The sequence below is a fragment of the Tsuneonella deserti genome (assembly GCF_014644315.1).
GTDB lineage: Bacteria > Pseudomonadota > Alphaproteobacteria > Sphingomonadales > Sphingomonadaceae > Tsuneonella > Tsuneonella deserti.
In genome coordinates, this window is sequence record NZ_BMKL01000001.1 from 640,272 (window position 1) to 657,724 (window position 17,453).

General features: G+C 66.6%; 16 protein-coding genes. 10 read left to right on the forward strand and 6 right to left on the reverse strand.

The genetic code is table 11. The annotated features are described in order from the left end of the window. Positions 1-42: 42 nt before the first annotated feature. The 5 genes from IEW58_RS02865 (at position 43) to IEW58_RS02885 (ending at position 5,814) form a co-directional block, all read left to right on the forward strand. Positions 43-960 carry an alpha/beta fold hydrolase gene (locus tag IEW58_RS02865; RefSeq protein WP_308419251.1) on the forward strand — a complete coding sequence of 306 codons (918 nt, stop codon included), beginning with the start codon at positions 43-45 and terminating at the stop codon, positions 958-960. Next, complete coding sequence (locus IEW58_RS02870) at positions 957-2,108, forward strand: glycosyltransferase (protein WP_188643741.1); 1,152 nt, start codon at positions 957-959, stop codon at positions 2,106-2,108. The genes IEW58_RS02865 and IEW58_RS02870 overlap by 4 nt, the downstream gene beginning before the upstream one ends. Before the next feature lie 139 nt (positions 2,109-2,247). After that, the gene (locus tag IEW58_RS02875; protein WP_188643742.1) at positions 2,248-3,009 is read left to right on the forward strand and encodes a tetratricopeptide repeat protein; all 762 of its coding nucleotides are present in this window, start codon (positions 2,248-2,250) and stop codon (positions 3,007-3,009) included. Positions 3,010-3,011: 2 nt separating this feature from the next. Beyond that, on the forward strand, positions 3,012-4,379 hold the full coding sequence (locus IEW58_RS02880) for an outer membrane protein assembly factor BamB family protein (protein ID WP_506016861.1): 1,368 nt from the start codon (positions 3,012-3,014) through the stop codon (positions 4,377-4,379). Between the two features lie 61 nt (positions 4,380-4,440). Next, positions 4,441-5,814, forward strand: coding sequence for a methyltransferase family protein (locus IEW58_RS02885; protein ID WP_188643743.1), 1,374 nt, complete (start codon positions 4,441-4,443; stop codon positions 5,812-5,814). 5 nt (positions 5,815-5,819) lie between these two features. Here the strand turns inward: IEW58_RS02885 and IEW58_RS02890 are convergent, their stop codons facing one another. Both IEW58_RS02890 and IEW58_RS02895 read right to left on the reverse strand, forming a co-directional pair. Beyond that, entirely contained in the window at positions 5,820-6,119 is a 300-nt protein-coding gene (locus tag IEW58_RS02890) for a putative quinol monooxygenase (protein WP_188643744.1), read from the reverse strand. Positions 6,120-6,131: 12 nt separating this feature from the next. Further along, positions 6,132-7,502 (reverse strand): glutamate--cysteine ligase, encoded by a 1,371-nt coding sequence (locus tag IEW58_RS02895; RefSeq protein WP_188643745.1) that lies wholly within the window; start codon positions 7,500-7,502, stop codon positions 6,132-6,134. Positions 7,503-7,602: 100 nt separating this feature from the next. Between IEW58_RS02895 and ubiA the strand changes: the two genes are divergently transcribed. Both ubiA and IEW58_RS02905 read left to right on the forward strand, forming a co-directional pair. After that, on the forward strand, positions 7,603-8,505 hold the full coding sequence (ubiA, locus tag IEW58_RS02900; RefSeq protein WP_188643746.1) for a 4-hydroxybenzoate octaprenyltransferase: 903 nt from the start codon (positions 7,603-7,605) through the stop codon (positions 8,503-8,505). Continuing rightward, positions 8,505-9,143, forward strand: a complete 639-nt coding sequence (locus tag IEW58_RS02905; protein WP_188643747.1) for an SOS response-associated peptidase — start codon at positions 8,505-8,507, stop codon at positions 9,141-9,143. The genes ubiA and IEW58_RS02905 overlap by 1 nt, the downstream gene beginning before the upstream one ends. Here IEW58_RS02905 and IEW58_RS02910 read toward each other — a convergent pair. After that, positions 9,140-9,670, reverse strand: coding sequence for a SixA phosphatase family protein (locus tag IEW58_RS02910; protein WP_188645643.1), 531 nt, complete (start codon positions 9,668-9,670; stop codon positions 9,140-9,142). The two genes, IEW58_RS02905 and IEW58_RS02910, sit on opposite strands and share 4 nt — an antisense overlap. Before the next feature lies 1 nt (position 9,671). Beyond that, positions 9,672-12,407 (reverse strand): ATP-dependent DNA helicase, encoded by a 2,736-nt coding sequence (locus tag IEW58_RS02915; RefSeq protein ID WP_373284701.1) that lies wholly within the window; start codon positions 12,405-12,407, stop codon positions 9,672-9,674. Between the two features lie 235 nt (positions 12,408-12,642). Here IEW58_RS02915 and IEW58_RS02920 point away from each other — a divergent pair, with 235 nt between their 5' ends. Then, entirely contained in the window at positions 12,643-14,262 is a 1,620-nt protein-coding gene (locus IEW58_RS02920; RefSeq protein ID WP_188643749.1) for a lysine--tRNA ligase, read from the forward strand. Then, positions 14,259-14,810: a DUF1003 domain-containing protein gene (locus tag IEW58_RS02925; RefSeq protein WP_188643750.1), complete on the forward strand. Its 552-nt coding sequence runs from the start codon at positions 14,259-14,261 to the stop codon at positions 14,808-14,810. Before IEW58_RS02920 ends, IEW58_RS02925 begins: the two co-directional genes overlap by 4 nt. A gap of 3 nt (positions 14,811-14,813) precedes the next feature. Here IEW58_RS02925 and IEW58_RS02930 read toward each other — a convergent pair whose 3' ends face one another. Next, positions 14,814-15,482, reverse strand: a complete 669-nt coding sequence (locus IEW58_RS02930; RefSeq protein ID WP_188643751.1) for a prolyl hydroxylase family protein — start codon at positions 15,480-15,482, stop codon at positions 14,814-14,816. A 99-nt stretch (positions 15,483-15,581) separates the two neighbouring features. On the opposite strand from IEW58_RS02930, the gene IEW58_RS02935 reads away from it, so the two are divergent. Continuing rightward, on the forward strand, positions 15,582-16,124 hold the full coding sequence (locus tag IEW58_RS02935) for a cytochrome b (RefSeq protein WP_188643752.1): 543 nt from the start codon (positions 15,582-15,584) through the stop codon (positions 16,122-16,124). 94 nt (positions 16,125-16,218) lie between these two features. Here the strand turns inward: IEW58_RS02935 and IEW58_RS02940 are convergent, their stop codons facing one another. Further along, on the reverse strand, positions 16,219-17,217 hold the full coding sequence (locus IEW58_RS02940; protein WP_229658410.1) for an RcnB family protein: 999 nt from the start codon (positions 17,215-17,217) through the stop codon (positions 16,219-16,221). Positions 17,218-17,453: the final 236 nt, after the last annotated feature.

Genomic DNA, 17,453 nt, shown 5'->3' on the forward strand with positions numbered 1-17,453 from the left:
GCAAGCGCCGGGTCCGATTGCTCGAGCCCAGGAATGACAGGCGTGCCGATAGACAGTTCCGATCCTGCCAAATCCGAGACGGGCTTTGCCGAGCCTGGTGGGGACAAGGGATGGTCCGACCGTTACTGGCAGTCGGCCGACGGCCTGAGGTTGCATTTCCGCGACTATCCGGGGCGCGCGGACCGGCCCCCGGTGATCGCGCTACACGGATTGACCCGTAACTCCCGCGATGCTGCCCAGCTCGCTGAGCGGCTTGCAGGGGGATGGCGGGTACTGGCTCCCGAAATGCGCGGACGCGGGATGTCCGACTATGCGCAGGACAGCGCCAGCTACAATCCGCTGCAGTACGTCGCCGATCTCAAGGAGTTGCTGGGGCAGGAGGGAATTTCCCGGTTCGTCGCCGTTGGCACATCGCTGGGCGGGCTGATGACGATGTTGCTCGCGCTCGAAGATCCATCGCGTATCGCGGCGGCCGTCCTGGTGGACGTGGGACCGGTGCTGGACGAGGCGGGAATAGCCCAGATTCGCGAATACGTCGGCCAGGGCGGCAGCTTCCCGACCTGGGTCCATGCCGCACGGGCCCTTCAGGAACTGCACGCGGCAGCCCACCCGGGGTTCGAGCTAGAGGACTGGCTGGCCATGGCGAAGCGGCTGATGGTGCTGGGCGCCAACGGCCGCGTCGCCTACGATTACGACATGAGCATCGCCGAGCCTTTCAGCTCGGCCGCGGCCCCTCCATCGGTGGACCTGTGGCCGGCATTCGAGGCGTTGGCCGGCCGACCAGTGCTGCTGCTGCGGGGCGAAACCTCCTCCATCCTGTCGCGCGAGACTGCCGACGAAATGAAGCGGCGGATGCCTGGCCTGGAGGTCGTGACCGTTCCCGGCACCGGTCACGCGCCCACGCTCGCCGAACCTGAATCCCTTGCTGCCATCGACAGCTTGCTCACGCAGGTGGCATGAGCGCCGGGAAGAGCGCGGGGGCGCGCATCCTGCATCTTCATTCCACCTTCGCCGCCGGCGGCAAGGAGCGCCGCGCGGTCCGGCTGATGAACGCTTTCGGTCCCGCCATTTCCCATTCAATCGTTTCGGGCATCCCGGGCGAGACCGGGGCCGCGAGCGAGTTGTCCGCTGCGCTGAAGGTCGATTGGCCCGCCGGGTTTCCACCGCTGACGGGGCTGCCGACACCGCGCCGCCTCCAACGCCTCGCGCAGGCGATGCGGGGGTACGATCTAGTGCTGACCTACAATTGGGGCGCGATGGATGCGGTACTGTCTCACACGCTCTTCGCAGACGTGTTTTCCCTGCCGCCGCTGGTCCATCACGAAGACGGCTTCAACGCCGACGAGCAAGCCGGGTTGAAGGCGCGGCGCAACTGGTACCGGCGTATCGCGCTCGGCCGGGCGCGGGCATTGGTCGTGCCTTCGAAAACGCTCGAGCAGATCGCGCTCTCCGTATGGGCGCAACCCGCCGGCCGCGTGAAATACGTCCCCAACGGGATCGATACCGCTGCCTTCGCCAAGGCGCCCCGCGCGGACGCCTTGCCCGGCATCATCAAGCACCCCGGTGAATTGTGGGTGGGCACGCTGGCGGGCATGCGGCCGGTCAAGAACCTCACCGCCCTGGTGCGGGCATTCGCGCCGCTGCCGCCGCAATGGCAACTCGTCGTAGTGGGCGAAGGACCTGAAAAGGACGCGATACGCGCCGAGGCGGAGCGGCTTGGGATCGAGGACCGGGTGCACCTACCGGGGTTCGCCCGCGATCCGGCGCGTTACATCGGACTGTTCGATATTTTCGCGCTGTCGTCGCGCAGCGAACAGTTCCCGATTTCGTTGGTGGAGGCGATGGCCGCCGGCAAGGCCATCGCCGCGCCGGCCGTGGGGGACATTCCCGTCATGGTTGCCGAGGAAAACCGCGCTCTTATATCCAAGGCGGGCGACGAGAAGGCGCTTTCGGGGGCGTTGTCCACACTCGCCGCCGACCGCGATCTTCGCGCCCGCCTGGGGAGAGCGAACCGCGCGCGTGCGCGTGCCTGCTACGATGAAAAGCCGATGATCGAAGCCTACCGCAGGCTCTACGCCAGCGCGATGGGCCGCGAGACCCTGACATGACGGGGTTCGCGCTTCACATCGTGTTCACCGACCGGACATCACTCCGGTTTCCAAGTTGAATTGACGGGCCCATCGGGTAAAGACGCGCCGACCGCATGGCGGCGCTAAACCTGGCTCCAGAAACGAGAAGCATCACCGCTTGGCTCTCCCACCCGCACGCTCGCCCGAATCCGAAGACAAGCGCGCCCGCGCCCAGGCCGCGCAGGAGGATGTCCTGCTGCGCGAGGTGGACGATGCCGTGCGCCAGGACCAGTATGCCCAGGCCGCGCGCCGTTATGGTCGCCCGCTCATCATCATTCTGGTCGTCGGCCTCGCGCTATTTGCCGCGTACCTGTTCTGGAACAACCGGCAGGAAGCCGCGAAGGAGCGCGATTCCGAGGCACTCGTCTCTGCGATGGACCAGGTGGAACGCGGCAACCTTGCCAGCGGATCGTCCGCGCTTGATCCCCTGATCGCCGATGGCACCGACGGGGCTCAGGTGGCTGCGCAGATGCTCAAGGCCGGCATAGCGATGGAACAGTCGCGTCCCGACGAGGCGGCAAAGCTCTACGATGCCGTCGCCACCAATGGCGACGCCCCGCAGGCGCTTCGCGACCTGGCGACGATTCGCGCCGTCACCAGCCGCTATGACAAGCTGGCGCCGGGCGACGTGATCTCCCGCCTGAAGCCGCTGGCCGTGCCCGGCTCCGCCTGGTTCGCCCCGGCCGGCGAGATCGTCGCGATGGCCTACCTCGACCAGGGCAAGAATGCGGAGGCGGGCGCGTTGTTTGCCGCCATCGCGAAAGACAAGAACACCCCCGGTTCGCTGAAGTCGCGCAGCCGCCAGATGGCAGGGCTGCTCGGCGTGGACGCCATCGACGATGTCGACACGGTGCTCAAAGAGAACGCCGGAGCCGAATGACAATGACCAGGAAGCAACAGCCGATGACGACCGCCAAGGCTCTTTCCACCACCGGCCGCGTCGCCCTGGCGCTGGCCCTTTCCGTCGGGCTAACGGCCTGCGCGGGGCTGTTCGGCGGCGGCGACAAGAAGGTCACGCCGACCGTGGGCAACCGCATCCCGATCCTTTCGCGGATTGAGAGCGCCAAAGTCGATCCCTCTCTTGCCGGGGTTTCCGTGATCCTGCCGCCCGCGACCGTTAACGCGGAGTGGGCCCAGGCTGGCGGCACCGCGGGCAAGTCGTACGGCCACCTCGCGCTGAGCGATAACCTGAGTCAGGCCTGGACCGCGAAGATCGCTGGATCGAGCCAGCGGCGCCGGTTGGCGGCGGCGCCGGTCATTGGCGGCGGTATGCTTTTCGTCGAAGACAGCGAAGGCGTCGTCAACGCCTTCGACGCGGAGACCGGTGCGCGCCGCTGGACCCACGCAACCGAAGTCGCCGGTAATCTCAGCGCCGCCAACTTCGGCGGCGGTGTTAGTTACGATCAGAACCGCGTTTACGTCACCAACGGCGTGGGCGAGGTGCTCGCCCTCGATGCTTCCAATGGCAGCGAGATCTGGAAGGTCAAGCCGGGCGGGCCGCTTCGCGGTTCGCCGACGATCGCGTTCGGCTCGGTCTATGTCATGACACAGGACAACCAGATTTTCGCCCTCTCCGCGGCCGACGGCAAGCAGCAGTGGAACGAGTCCGGCTCGGTATCCCAGACGGGCGTGTTCGGGGTCGCCGCTCCGGCCGCGGCGCAGGGGACGGTCATCGCCGGTTACTCGAGCGGCGAACTCGTCGCCTACCGCTACGAGAATGGCCGTTCGCTGTGGTCCGATGCGCTTGCCCGCACCTCGATGTCGACCGAAGTCGGCGCGCTGACCGACATCGATGCCGACCCGATCATCGATTCCGGGCGGGTTTACGCGCTCGGGCAGGGCGGACGCATGGCCGCCTACGAGCTCGTTACCGGCCAGCGCATCTGGGAACTGAACCTGGCCGGCATCTCCACCCCGGCGGTCGCGGGCGAGTGGATCTTCACCCTGACCGACGACGCGCGCCTGCTGGCGATCGCGCGCGGAAACGGCAAGATCCGCTGGATCACCGACCTCGGTCAGTGGCGCAACGTCGAGAAGAAGAAGGACCCGATCTTCTGGACCGGCCCGGTGCTCGCCGGCGGACAACTGTGGGTCGGCAACTCGCTGGGCCAGGTCTATCGTGTCAGCCCGGGCGAAGGGGCGGCGACGCTGTTCCAGGATGTGAAGGCGCCGATCAGCCTGGCGCCGGTGGTGGCCAACAACACGCTCTACCTTCTCGACGACGATGGAGTCATCCACGCCTATCGCTGAGGGCAAGGACGGGGCGCCTTTGCCGCCCTGTTAACCGTTGGCGGGGTAAGGATCGGGGGTGATGAGCCCGTCCGATAACCGCCGCGCCGCAGCACGCCCGCAGAGCGACGTTTCGCCGTGGGTCGGGCTGGCCGGGCTGTGCGGCCTGTTCGCGTGGTTCCTCGTCTGCCGACATTGGCCGCAAGTGGCCGACGGGCTGGGCATTCCCGGGCCCCGCGCGCGTCTGGCGGGTCCTTATGCCGCGCTGACAGCGATGATCTGGTCGGTCCTCCCGATGATTGCGGTTTCCATCCTCGTCGACCGGGTGCACCTGCGCCCCTCGACCGGCATCGACTGGAACAGTCCTCGCCCCTTGGGCGAAACCTTGCGCATATCGCTGCTCAAGATCGGCGCGCTGTGGGTCACGTGGATCATCATCGCCGGTATCTACTGCCTCGGCCGGTGGTATTGGGCGGAACCCTACCTCTTTGCGATGGGGGTGTTGAAGGCGGCCGCCTTCCCGATGTTCGTGCTCGCGGTGCCATACGTCCTTTGGCTCGACCGTTACATGATCGAGCCGCGCGACCATGCGTGGCATTTCGGCGCCATGATGACCGGGCGCCGGGATTTCGACCCGGACGAGGTGAAGCGCCACTGGCGCGCGTGGATCATCAAGGGTTTCTTCGGCGCATTCATGATCTCCATCCTGCCGGGCGGTTGGCAGGCCGCGGTCGAGGCCGATTACGCCGCGATGCTGGGCGATCCGGGGGCGCTCGGCATGGCTCTGATTACCTTGCTGTTTCTGATCGACGTGCAGATCGGCACCGTCGGCTATCTCGTCACCTTCCGTCCTCTCGATGCGCATATCCGCAGCGGCAATCCGCTGCTCGCCGGCTGGGTGGCTGCGCTGATGTGCTATCCGCCCTTCGTGTTCACCTTCATGGGCAACGGGATGCTCGGCTACGAAGGGGGGACACCGGGGAGGGGTGACGCCAACTGGACGGTCTGGCTCGCCAGCCATCCAACCTTGATGTGGCTGTGGGCGGCACTCCTGGTGGCGCTCACGGCGATCTACGCCTGGGCGACGTTCGCTTTTGGCCTGCGGTTCTCGAATCTGACCTATCGCGGTGTCCTGACGGGCGGACCGTACCGCTTCAGCCGTCATCCGGCCTACCTTTCGAAGAACAGCTTCTGGTGGCTGTCGACGCTGCCGTTCCTGGTGGTGAACGGATCGCTGGTGGATATGGTGCGTAACACCGTCTGCCTGGGCGCGGTCGGCGCAATTTACTACTGGCGCGCGCGGACGGAAGAGGCACACCTGTGGGCCGAGGATGCGAAGTACCGCGCCTACCACGCCTGGATGAACGAGCACGGGCTGGTCACCGCGCCGCTTGTGCGGCTCAAGCGCGCGCTGCGCAGCCGCGCCGGCGCAGCAATGCCGGCGCCCGCGGAATAAAACGCCTAGAGTGCCACCCCTTCGTCGGTATCGTAGAGCCGCAGGTTCCGCTCGCTGACGCCGACCGAGCCGATCGCGGCCTGCCATTCGCGCATATGGTCCGATTTCGCGTGAGCCGTCAGCGCATCACGGTCGCGCCACGCCTCGGACACGTGCATCAGGCCCGGATCAACGAGATCGCGCGCGAATGCGTAGCGGATGCAGCCGTCTTCCTTGCGGGTCTCGGCAATCATGCGCTCCATCGCCGGGCGGGCGCTGTCGAACGCCTCTTCGGGAACCCTCACCGTGCCGACCACAAGTATCATCCGCCGTCTCCCTCAGAAGCTTTGTTCGTAGACCCGGCTGATATCGCCGTTCCACTCGCCGTGATAAAGATCGAGCAAGCGCTGGGCCGGGACTTTGCCGCTTGCGACGATCTCGTCGAGGGTTTCGAGGAAACCGCTCTCGTTGTCGCCGCCGCTGTTGAGCATCGCGCGCGAAACGAGGCCCTGGCGCGCGATCCGCAGTGCTTCGGGCGCGATATCGCGCAAAGTCCGGCCACCCGCGACCGGCGCGTCGAGGCCGAGCTTCGGCACCGCGTTGCGCAGGACCTCGCGCTCCTCCATCGTCCAGCTCTTGACGAGATCCCATGCGGCATCGAGTGCCCCCTGATCGTATAGGAGGCCCACCCACAGTGCCGGCAGCGCGCAGATGCGGTTCCACGGACCGCCGTCCGCGCCACGCATCTCGAGGAAGGACTTGAGGCGCACCTCGGGGAACGCGGTGGAGAGGTGATCCCACCAATCGGACTGGCGCGGTTTCTCACCGGGCAGGACCGCCAGCCTGCCGTCGAGGAAATCGCGGAAGCTCAGCCCTGCCGCGTCGATGTACTTCCCGTCTCGGAAGACGAAGTACATCGGCACGTCGAGCATGTAATCGACGTAGGCCTCGTACCCGAAGCCCTGCTCGAACACGAAGGGCAGCATGCCGGTGCGGTGGGGGTCGGTGTCGGACCAGATGTGGCTGCGGTAGCTAAGGTATCCGTTAGGCTTGCCTTGGGTGAAGGGCGAGTTCGCGAACAGTGCGGTGGCAAGGGGCTGTAGCGCGAGGCTGACGCGGAACTTCTGCGCCATGTCGGCCTCGCTCGAATAGTCGAGGTTGGTCTGGATGGTGCAAGTGCGCAGCATCATGTCGAGGCCAAGGCTGCCGACGCGCGGCATGTGCCGCATCATGATCTCGTAGCGCCCCTTTGGCATCACGGGCAGCTCTTGGCGGGTCTTGTCCGGCCACATGCCGAGGCCGAGGAAACCGATGTCGAGCCGCTCGCCGATCGACTTGACTTGGTCGAGATGGCGGCCGGTTTCGGCGCAAGTTTCATGCAGCGAACGCAGCGGTGCGCCCGACAGTTCGAGCTGCCCCGCAGGCTCCAGGCTGATCGCGCCATCCGGCCCGGTGAGGGCAATGATGTTGCCGTTCTCCTCGACCGGCTTCCAGCCGAAAGCCTGCATTTCCAACAGGATCTGGCGAATACCTGCGGGCTCGTCGTAGGACGGCGCGGCGTGATCGCGGCGGCGGAAGACGAGCTTTTCATGCTCGGTGCCGATGCGCCAGGCGTCCTTCGGCTTCTCCCCGCGGGCCATGGGTGCGATGAGCTGCTCGCGGCGCTCGATGATGGGATCGTCGGCGTCCGAAGCCTGGCGGGTGCTCATGCGGGTTGCATTAGAAAACGCGAAAGGCCTGCGCCAGCGAATTTAATAGTCGGCGGCTGCGTCTCTTTGCAGTTCGGCGCGCGCATACTAGTGCGCAGGGGTGAACGAGACGATCGTCCCCGACAGCGAGCACCGTGGCCTTGTCGCCCGCCTGCCGCAGCGCCTGCGCGACCTGGCCATGCTGGCCCGCTTCGACCGGCCAATCGGCTGGTGGCTGCTGTTCTGGCCCTGCGCCTGGGGCGTCTGGCTCGCCGGAGCGGGCTGGCAGCCCGGACTGCTCGCGTGGATGCTGCTCGGCGCCATCGCCATGCGCGGGGCAGGCTGCGTGTACAACGACATCGTCGATGCCGACCTCGACCGGCAGGTGGCGCGCACTGCGCAGCGTCCCGTCGCAAGCGGGCGAGTCCCGGTCCGGGTCGCATGGGGCTGGCTTCTCGCCCTTGCAGCAGCCGGTCTTCTGGTGCTGCTGCAACTGCGCTGGCAGTCGCAGTTCGTCGCGCTGGCCAGCCTCGCCCTCGTAGCAGCCTATCCATTCATGAAGCGGGTCACCTGGTGGCCGCAGGCGTGGCTCGGTCTGGTATTCACCTGGGGCGCGTTGGTGGGATGGATCGAGATACGCTCCGATCACGTGGAGGTCATGGCCGCTCTCTACGCTGGGGCGTTCTTCTGGTGCATGGGCTACGATACGATCTATGCGCTGCAGGACCGGGAGGATGACGCGCTGGTCGGCATCCGCTCGAGCGCGCTCAGGCTGGGGCGCCATGTGCGCGGCGGCGTGGCGGGCTTTTATGCCGCCGCGGTCGCGCTGTGGCTGCTGGCGTTCTGGCTGCTGCGCGGCGACCCGTTGGCGCTTGTTGCCCTCGCGCCCGCCGCGCTTCACCTCGCCTGGCAGGTGGCGACGCTCGACCCTGCCGATCCGGACAATCCGCTCGAACGCTTCCGCTCGAACCGCGTGGCGGGAGCGTTGGTCGCGGCGGCCTGCCTTGTGGTGGGCAACGCCTGATGTGCAACCTCTATCGGATGACCAGGAATGCCGACGAGGTCGCGAGATTGTTCGACGCTGTGAACGAAGCTGCGGGCGCTAACTTCGGGACGGAAGTCTATCCCGGCTATCCGGGTCTGGTAGTGGCCGAGGGCCGCGTGCGGCAGATGGCCTGGGGCTTCCCGGTGGTGCTCAAGGGCAAGCAGGGCCAGCCATTGAAACCCAAGCCGGTCAACAACGCGCGGGACGACAAGCTGCTGACCGGGTTCTGGCGCGAAAGTTTCGTCAAGCGCCGCTGCCTGATCCCCGTCAGCCACTGGGCCGAGGCGGAGGGTGAGAGCGGGCGAATGACCCGGACGTGGTATGGCCTCGCCGGTCACGAGCTGTTCGCGACCGCCGGCGTTTGGCGGACTACCGCGGAGTGGGGCGATGCATATTCGATGGTCATGTCGGACGCATGCAGCCAGATGGCCGACGTGCACGACCGGATGCCGGTGGTGCTTTCCAGCGAGCACTGGGATATTTGGCAGCATGGCACAGCCGACGAAGCGCTGCGCCTGGTGCGAACGTGCGATCTTGAATTGACGGTAGAGCGAACGGAGGAGCGGTGGGCGGGGCGGCCCAGGCCCGCCGCGCCCAAGCAACCCTCGCTGCTCTAGGCCAGTTCGGGGCCCAGCGTCGGGTCGAGATCCCGCGGCCGGGCAAAGTGCACCAGCTTCCCGGTCTCCTTGGCCAGGTTCGACCAGTCGTCGATCGCCAGTTCGAGCACCGCGAACGAAGCGGTGGGGAACTTGATCGAAGCCTCGTCGAACAGGTCGTTCTCCTCGCTCGGCGGCACCAGCGCGAAGAGCAGGTCCTGAAGGCCGGGGTTGTGACCGGCGATCAGCACGGAATCGGCATCGCCCGCGCCCCGCAACACTTCGAGCAGTGTGTCCGCATCTGCGAGATAAAGGCGTTTGTCGTAGTGCGGCGAGAGAGCGGGCAGCGCCGCTTCCAGCGTACGCTGCACCCGGGCGGCGGGGCTTGCGATGAGCAGGTCCCAGCGCACCCCGTGTTGTCGGATATGCTCCCCGATCAGCTTAGCCCCGCGCACGCCGCGTGCGTTCAGACCACGGTCGAAATCGCGCATCCCGATGTCGTCCCAGTCGGACTTGGCGTGGCGCAGCAGGCCGAGCAGCTTGGGCAGTTCACTTCATCCCGATTTGCGGCGCTTCGGCCGACTCTGCACTCGCGGAAACACCGGTTGCGACGCGTTGTAAAGCCTCGTCGAGGGTGCAGCGGACGATCGGCGTACCGGGCGGGAAGGCGGTCAGCAACCGGCTTGGAAAAGCGGGCGAGAGGACGACGAAGTGCCCCCGGTCGTCCTTGGATCGGATCAGCCGCCCGAACGCCTGGGCGAGCCGCGCGCGGATGATGCGGTCGTCATATGCGCTCCCGCCGCCCGCCGCCCGGCGCGCCTTGTGCAGGATCGTCGGCCGCGGCCAGGGGACCTGCTCCATCACCACGCACCGCAAGGAGCGGCCCGGCACGTCCACTCCGTCCCGCAACGCGTCGGTGCCGAGAAGCGAGGCCGCCGGATCGTCGCGGAAAATGTCGACCAGGGTGCCGGTATCGATCGGGTCGACATGCTGCGCATAGAGCGGCAGGCCCGACCGGGCGAGCCGGTCGGCGATTCGCCCGTGCACCGCGCGAAGCCGCCGGATCGCGGTGAACAGGCCCAGCACACCGCCACTGCACGCCTCGATAATCCGGCCATAGGCACCCGCGAGCGCCGGTATGTCGCCGCGCTGGATATCGGTGACGATCAGCACTTCGGCGTTTGCGGCGTAGTCGAACGGGCTTTGCGCTTCGGACGTGCGCGGCACCGCGTCGATGTGCGCCGCGCCGCTGCGCGCCACGGCAGCTTCCCAGTCGGGCCCGTCCTTCAGGGTCGCGCTGGTCAGCATCACCCCGTCCGACGGCTCGAGAACGACTTGTGCGAACGGCTTCATCGGGTCGAGCCAGTGTCGGTGCAGGCCGACGTCGAACTCGCGCGCACCGCTGGAGGAATTGGGGTTTCGCTCGACCGCCAGCCAGTCGACGAACTCCGGATCGCCGGGCCCGCCAAGCCGGTCGAGCAGCGATTCCCACGCCGCCAGGAGGTCGCAGCGCCAGGTCAGCGAATGACGCGCCCCTTCGATGCGCGCGCGGCCCTGCGCGTCGAGCCAGTCGGGCGGGTCCGCCAGAATGGCTTCGAGCCGCCCGCCCAGCCGCAACAGGGGCGAGCGTATCGCCGCGAGCGCCCCGGCCGCCTGGCCGGCTAGTTCGACGATCGGTCCGTCGAGCCCTGCCGCTTCGGTCTCGAGCCCATAGCCCGCATCCTGGCCGCCGCTTTCGTCACGGGCGAAGGTCACCGCGCGCACCGCACCAAGCAGCGCCTCGATCGGGCCCGCGGGCGTGCCGTCCACCAATCGCTGGAGCCAGCCGTCCGACGGGAGAGCTTGCGCCGCGGCAAGCGCGGCCTCGACCGCATTTCCGCCCGCTTCGTCATAGCTTGCGACATCGGCTAGCCGCGCTGCGAGCCCCCGGCGGCGGCCCCGCGACTGTTTCTCCGGTCCGACGATCCACCGCCGCAACTCGATCGCCTCGGCCCCGGTCAGCGCCGCGGCAAACGTGGAATCGGCCGCCTCGAAGACATGGTGGCCCTCGTCGAACACGATGCGCGTTGGCCGCTGCGCATGGTCGCGCCCGCGCGCCGCGTTGACCATGACAAGCGCGTGGTTGGCGATCACCAGGTCCGCTTGGGCCGAGGCGCGCGCGGCATGCTCGATGAAGCACTTCCGGTAGTGCGGGCATCCGGCATAGACGCACTCGCCGCGCTGGTCTGTCAGCGCCGCGATCCCTCGCTTGCGGAAGAGCGTCCCGAGCCAGCCGGGCAGGTCGCCGCCGATCATGTCGCCGTCCTGGCTGAACGCCGCCCAGCGCGCGACGAGTTGCGCCAGGATCGCCGCGCGACCGCCGAATCCGCCCTGCAGCGCATCCTCGAGGTTCAGGAGGCAGAGGTAGTTCTCGCGCCCCTTGCGGACCACCACCGGCCGGCTGCCGTCCTGCCGGTTGGCAGGCCACGCTCGCGCGCTTTCGCGGCGAAGCTGGCGCTGGAGGTTCTTGGTGTAGGTGCTGACCCACACGGTCCCGCCCGATTTCTCGCTCCACAGGTGCGCGGGGGCGAGGTAGCCAAGGGTCTTGCCAATGCCGGTCCCGGCCTGCGCCAGAAGCAGGTGCGGTGTCCCCCGCTTGGGCCGCGGAGCGAACACGCCGCCGGCTTCCCGGGCATAGCGCCGCTGTCCCTCGCGCGCTTCCGCCCCTTCGCCGGTCAGGCGGGCAAGGCGGGCCTCCACTTCCTCCTCCTCGATAAGCACGTGACCGGGGGCGGGGCGCTCGGGCGCTTCTTCCCATTCGGGCAAGCGGGCGAACAGCCAGCGCTCCGCGCGCTCGGGCTTGCGGATATGATGGACGAGCACTTGCGCCCACGGCCAGCGCATCCGTACGAGCGACTGGAGTGTGGACCACGCGCCTTCGCGCTCTGGCCAATCCTCTCTTTGACAGGTCGCGATCATCCTCCCCGCGGCGACTTGCAGGAACGCAGGCACCGCGTCGTCGCCAGCGGGCTCTTCCATGCCGAGTGCGTGGGCCAGCCCCTTGGGCGTCGGCACGGCGAAGCGGGCCGGATGAACGAAGGCAAACAGTTCGAGCAGATCGAGACCGGACAGGTCGGGATAGCCCAGCCGCGTCGCCACCAGCGGCGCGTTGAGCAGCAGCAGCGGAGTATCGGCCGCCGCCATTACCGCCTCCCCCTTGCCGCAGCCGCGGGTGGTGGTCCCCTCGCGTAGCCAGGTGCCGGCGTGACTGGCGTGCAGCGCGGGAAGGACGAGCGGCTCGATCACATTGCGATCCATGCAAAGGGTGGAACGAAAAGTAAACGCCCGCATGTCCTACAGCGGGTCGGCGAGGTAGATCGGGACCGATGACCGATGAAGACATCGCTCCCGTCGACATTTCGCGCGCGCTTTTCGCGAGCGACGAATGCATTCTCCAGGACAGTGGTCCAAGTGGTCCACCGATCCAACAAATCGCCTTGGCGCTTGCCTCCGCAGGGCGATTCGGGACAAGGCCCGCCCGATGACCGATACCGTCCTGATCGAAGCCGCCCGCGTGTCCAAGGCCTGGCCGTTCGAGGAGGCGCGCAAGCTGTTGAAGCGCTATCCGGACGGCCTCCGTCCGGACGGGCAGCCGGTGCTTTTCGAAACCGGCTACGGCCCCAGCGGCCTGCCGCACATCGGCACTTTCCAGGAAGTGCTGCGGACCACGCTGGTGCGGCGCGCGTTCGAGGCTCTGACCGGCGGTGCGCCCACGCGGCTGGTGGCGTTTTCCGACGACATGGACGGGCTGCGAAAGGTGCCAGACAACGTACCCAATGCCGACCTGCTCGCGCAGCACCTCGGCAAGCCCCTGTCGCGCATTCCCGACCCGTTCGAAGCGGGCTTTCCCAGCTTCGCGGCACACAACAATGCCAAGCTGCGGGCCTTCCTCGACGAGTTCTCCTTCGACTACGAGTTCGTCTCCTCGAGCGAGATGTACACCTCGGGCCGTTTCGACCATGCACTGCGTGGCGTGCTGACCCAGTACCAGGCGATCATGGACATCATGCTGCCCACGCTGAGGGCCGAGCGGGCGGCGACATATTCGCCGGTCCTGCCGGTCAGCCCCACTTCCGGCGCGGTGCTGCAGGTACCGGTGGAAGTGGTGGACGCCGAAGCGGGCATGATCCGCTTTGCCGACGAAGATGGCGCCACGGTGGAACAGAGCGTGTTCGGCGGTCAGGCCAAGCTTCAGTGGAAAGTCGACTGGGCGATGCGCTGGGTCGCGCTGGGCGTCGATTACGAGATGTACGGCAAGGACTTGACCGACAGCGGGATACAGTCGGGCAAGATCGCGCAGGTGCTTGGGGGGCGGAAGCCGGAAGGGCTGATCTACGAGCTGTTCCTCGATGCCAACGGCGAAAAGATTTCCAAGTCGCGCGGCAACGGGCTGACGATCGAGGAGTGGCTGACTTACGGCACCCCCGAGTCGCTCGGGTTCTACATCTTCCCCAATCCGAAGAGCGCCAAGAGCCTGCACGCGGGAGTGATCCCGCGCGCGGTCGACGATTACTGGCAGTTCCGCGGCGCGCTGGCAAACCAACCACTGGACAAGCAGCTGGGCAACCCGGTGTGGCACCTGCTTGGCGTGACCGACCCGGCACGCCAGGGCGCGGGCGATACCCAGCCGGTGACCTATTCGTTGCTGCTCAATCTGGTGGGAGTGCTCGGCGCCGCGGCAACCAGGGACCAGGTCTGGTCCTACCTCGGCAATTATGTGAAGGATGCTACTCCCGCCGCTCATCCGGAACTCGACCGGCTGGTGGGCGCGGCACTCGCCTACAACCACGATTTCATCGCGCCGGGGCTAGTCCATGCGGCACCAAGCGAGAACGAGGCGGCTGCCCTGCGCGCGCTCGACGCGGAACTGGCGGCGATGGAACCGGGAGCGTCGCCGGAGGACCTGCAGACAATGGTCTACGAGATCGGCAAGCGGGAGGAATTCGGCTTCGCATCGCTGCGCGACTGGTTTCAGGCGCTTTATCGTACTTTGCTCGGCAGCGATCAGGGGCCGCGCATGGGCAGTTTCATCGCCCTTTACGGGATCGCCAACACCCGCCGCCTGATCGCCGAGGCGCTGCAGCGTCAGCCGGGCGTATGAGGCGCGCGTTCGACACGAGCCCCGAAGCGCTGGCCGAGGATCTGCTCGGCCGACCGTTCGACGAGCTCGACGCGGAAGAGCAGCGCGTCCTCTGCCGGGTCGCCTCGACCGAGATCGAACTGGACCCGGACGAACTGGAAGTGGTCAACACCAAGTTCGGGGATCGCGCGGCGGACCGCGTCGCGGCGGTCGGGGGAAGCTGGGGATTCATCATCGCCTTCGTGCTGTTCATGGCGATCTGGATGGGGCTCAACCTTGTCCATTACATGGGCATCGCGTTCGATCCCTATCCCTTCATCCTGCTCAACCTGTCTCTATCGACCCTTGCAGCGCTGCAGGCGCCGATCATCCTAATGAGCCAGAACCGGCAGGCGAAGAAGGACCGCATCACCAACCGGCACGATTACGAAATCAACCTGCGCACGACGGTCGAAATCCTCCGCCTGTCGCGCAAGCTCGACAAGATGGCCCACTTCGCGCTGCGAGAGGCCAAGAAGGCGGAAGAAACGATCGAGGAAGCGATCGGGGAGGCGCGGGAGGGCAAGTAGGCGCTATTTCCAGCGGCGGGTGCGGTACCACTTGGTCAGGACGTATTTCACGCCCTCGATCACCGGAGTGCCGGCGTGGAGCGTGTTGTCGTTGGGCGTACCGTCGGGAAGCGCGTTGTTCCAGATAAGCAGCACGCCGGGCTTGGGCTCGATCTTGGCCCCGACCTCGACAAAATGCGTTTCGCCACCTTTGTCGACCTTGTTGAGGAACGCCATGGCGGTCCAGCTGCGCTGCCCGCCGCGCTTGCGCTCGGCTTTCCAGTAGTCTTCCGTGGTGTAGAACCAGTCGTTGTGCGCCTTGAACTCCTGGCCGGGGAAATAGCGCTGCCCCTGGATGGATTCTCCGCAAATGCCGTTGATGCCGAGCAAGTCGTCAATCCGCCGCCCGACTGCCTTCACCAGAGGGTCGTACACATTGAGGTCCCCGGAGTACGAGGTGCGGAACCCAGAGCCGTACTCTTCGTCGAACAGCGTACTAGGGCGGGCGACCGTGTCGATCATCCGCATGAGGCGCTGGCATTCCGATACGGTAAGGAAATCGCCCACGGCGAAGATTTCAGCCTTGTCGGTCGGCACCTTGTAAACGCCGGGATTGGCCAACAAACGCTTGCGTACGGTCTCGCCCACGCGGCGAAGGGCATCCTTGTCAGGAATCAGTTCGGTCGTCGCCATGGCAGTCCGATTAGCAAGCGGCGGCCATCAGGCAAACCCGCGGCTTGCCGCGCAGCGGGCCGCTGCTACAGATCGCGTTCATTTCGGGAGAGGACCCCCATGCAGGCAGAACGCGGGCCACGTTACTCGGGGGTGGCCATGCTGCTCCACTGGCTCATCGCCGTGGCGGTGATCGTCAACTGGCAGTTGGCGGAGAACGCCCGGGACGGCGACAACCTGATGCAGCTTCATGCTGCGACGGGAATTACCATCCTGGCGCTGACGGTGCTGCGCATCCTCTGGCGGCTGGTCCATCGACCTCCGCCCCTGGCCCCGACACTGCACCGGTGGGAACGCGTGCTGGCGCATGTCACCCACGCCGTTTTCTACATTCTGCTGATCGCGCTGCCTCTGCTCGGCTGGATCGGTTATTCGGTCGAGGGGAAGGGGATCGACGTCTTCGGCCTGCTCCGGGTCGGCGCTCTACCAGTTCAGCAGGGCGGGCACGATGCGGCGGAAGGAGTGTTCGAGATCCACGAGACACTTGGCAGCGCGATGATCTACCTGATCGGCCTGCACATCGTTGGCGCCCTCAAGCACACGCTATGGGACAAGGACGGCAACTTGTGGCGGATGCTGCCGTTCGGCACGCCGAAAGCCTGAATACAGCGCAAAAGGAACCCCCGTCGGCCGGGCCGGCGGGGGTCCAGATTTCCCGGAAGAGCCACTCAATCCCCGCCGGGAAGAGCGAGCATCATTACCAGAAGAAGTCGTAGATCACGTCCACCACTTCGCCACTGTAGATGTCGACCAGCAGCGCATCGTCATAGTAGCGGACCCAGCGGTACGGGCCGTAAGCTTCGGGCAGGCGATACTGCCACGGATCGTTGATCCAGTACCGGCTACCGTAGAACAGGCTGCCCAGCCGGAAGCCGATGCTCAGCCGGCTGTAGCGATAGTTCTGGTACGGCGAGTAATAGCGTCCGATGTGGAACACGTTCCGGTTCGCGCGGCGATAGTTGTACCAGTTGTACCGGTTGTCCCGCCGCCAATCGTGGTTCCACGAGCGGTGATCGCGGTCACGGTCGCGATAGTGGCTACCGCCGCGGTAATCCCGACGGTCCCTATCGTAATGCTGGGTCTGCTGGCTGCCGCTGCGATAGGTCTGGTTGCGCGTGCGATCGGTATAAGTGCCGTTGCGCTGCCAGCCGTCGTTCGAGCGCCAGGTCGATCCATCATTGCCACGCCGCTGGCTCCAGTCGCGCGTGCCGGTGGTGCGACCCTGGACAGGAGTCTGCGAGCGGGCGCGGGCGGCCGCTTCAGCGCGAGCCTGAGCCTCGGCCCTGGCCTGCACCTGGGCAGCGCTGCCGCGGTTCCAGTCGCGGCCGGAACGATCGATGCCGGTGGCGCTGCGGCGATCACCGCGGTTCCAGTCGGACCCGCTCCGTTCGATGGCGGTCGGGCTCCGGCGGTCACTGCGATTCCAGTCGCGGCCGCTGCGCTCCTGCGCCATCCGTGACTGGTAGGTGCGCTGCTGCACCGGCGCGCTCTGCCGGGCTTCAGTGCGCTGCTGCTGGCGAGCCTGACGCGCTTCGGCGCGGGCTCGGACATCCACGGTGCTGCCGGCGCGGGCGTGATCGCCACGGCGCGGGCTGAGGTCTTCAGCCGCGTGGGCGGTGGAGGGGAGCGCACCGAGCGAAAGGGCAGCGGCAACGGCCGCGGCGCTTCCAGTGCGCAACAGGGACTTGATATTCACGGGCGTTCTCCAACACGAGAAGCCGCCCCACCACCTGCGGCCGTTTGTCGATGAGTCGTTCTAGTTAATCGTGGCTGTCGCGAAACTGAACCGTGCGCGATGCCCGCCGTTAATCCGGCAATGCCCCGGCGCTCCATTGGCCGCGCGTTCGGGGCGCGTGGACCACTTGGACCACGTCCTGGGGAAACAACTTTGTGACCCACAACTGCCGTCTCGTGGAAAGTAGCGATCGGCAG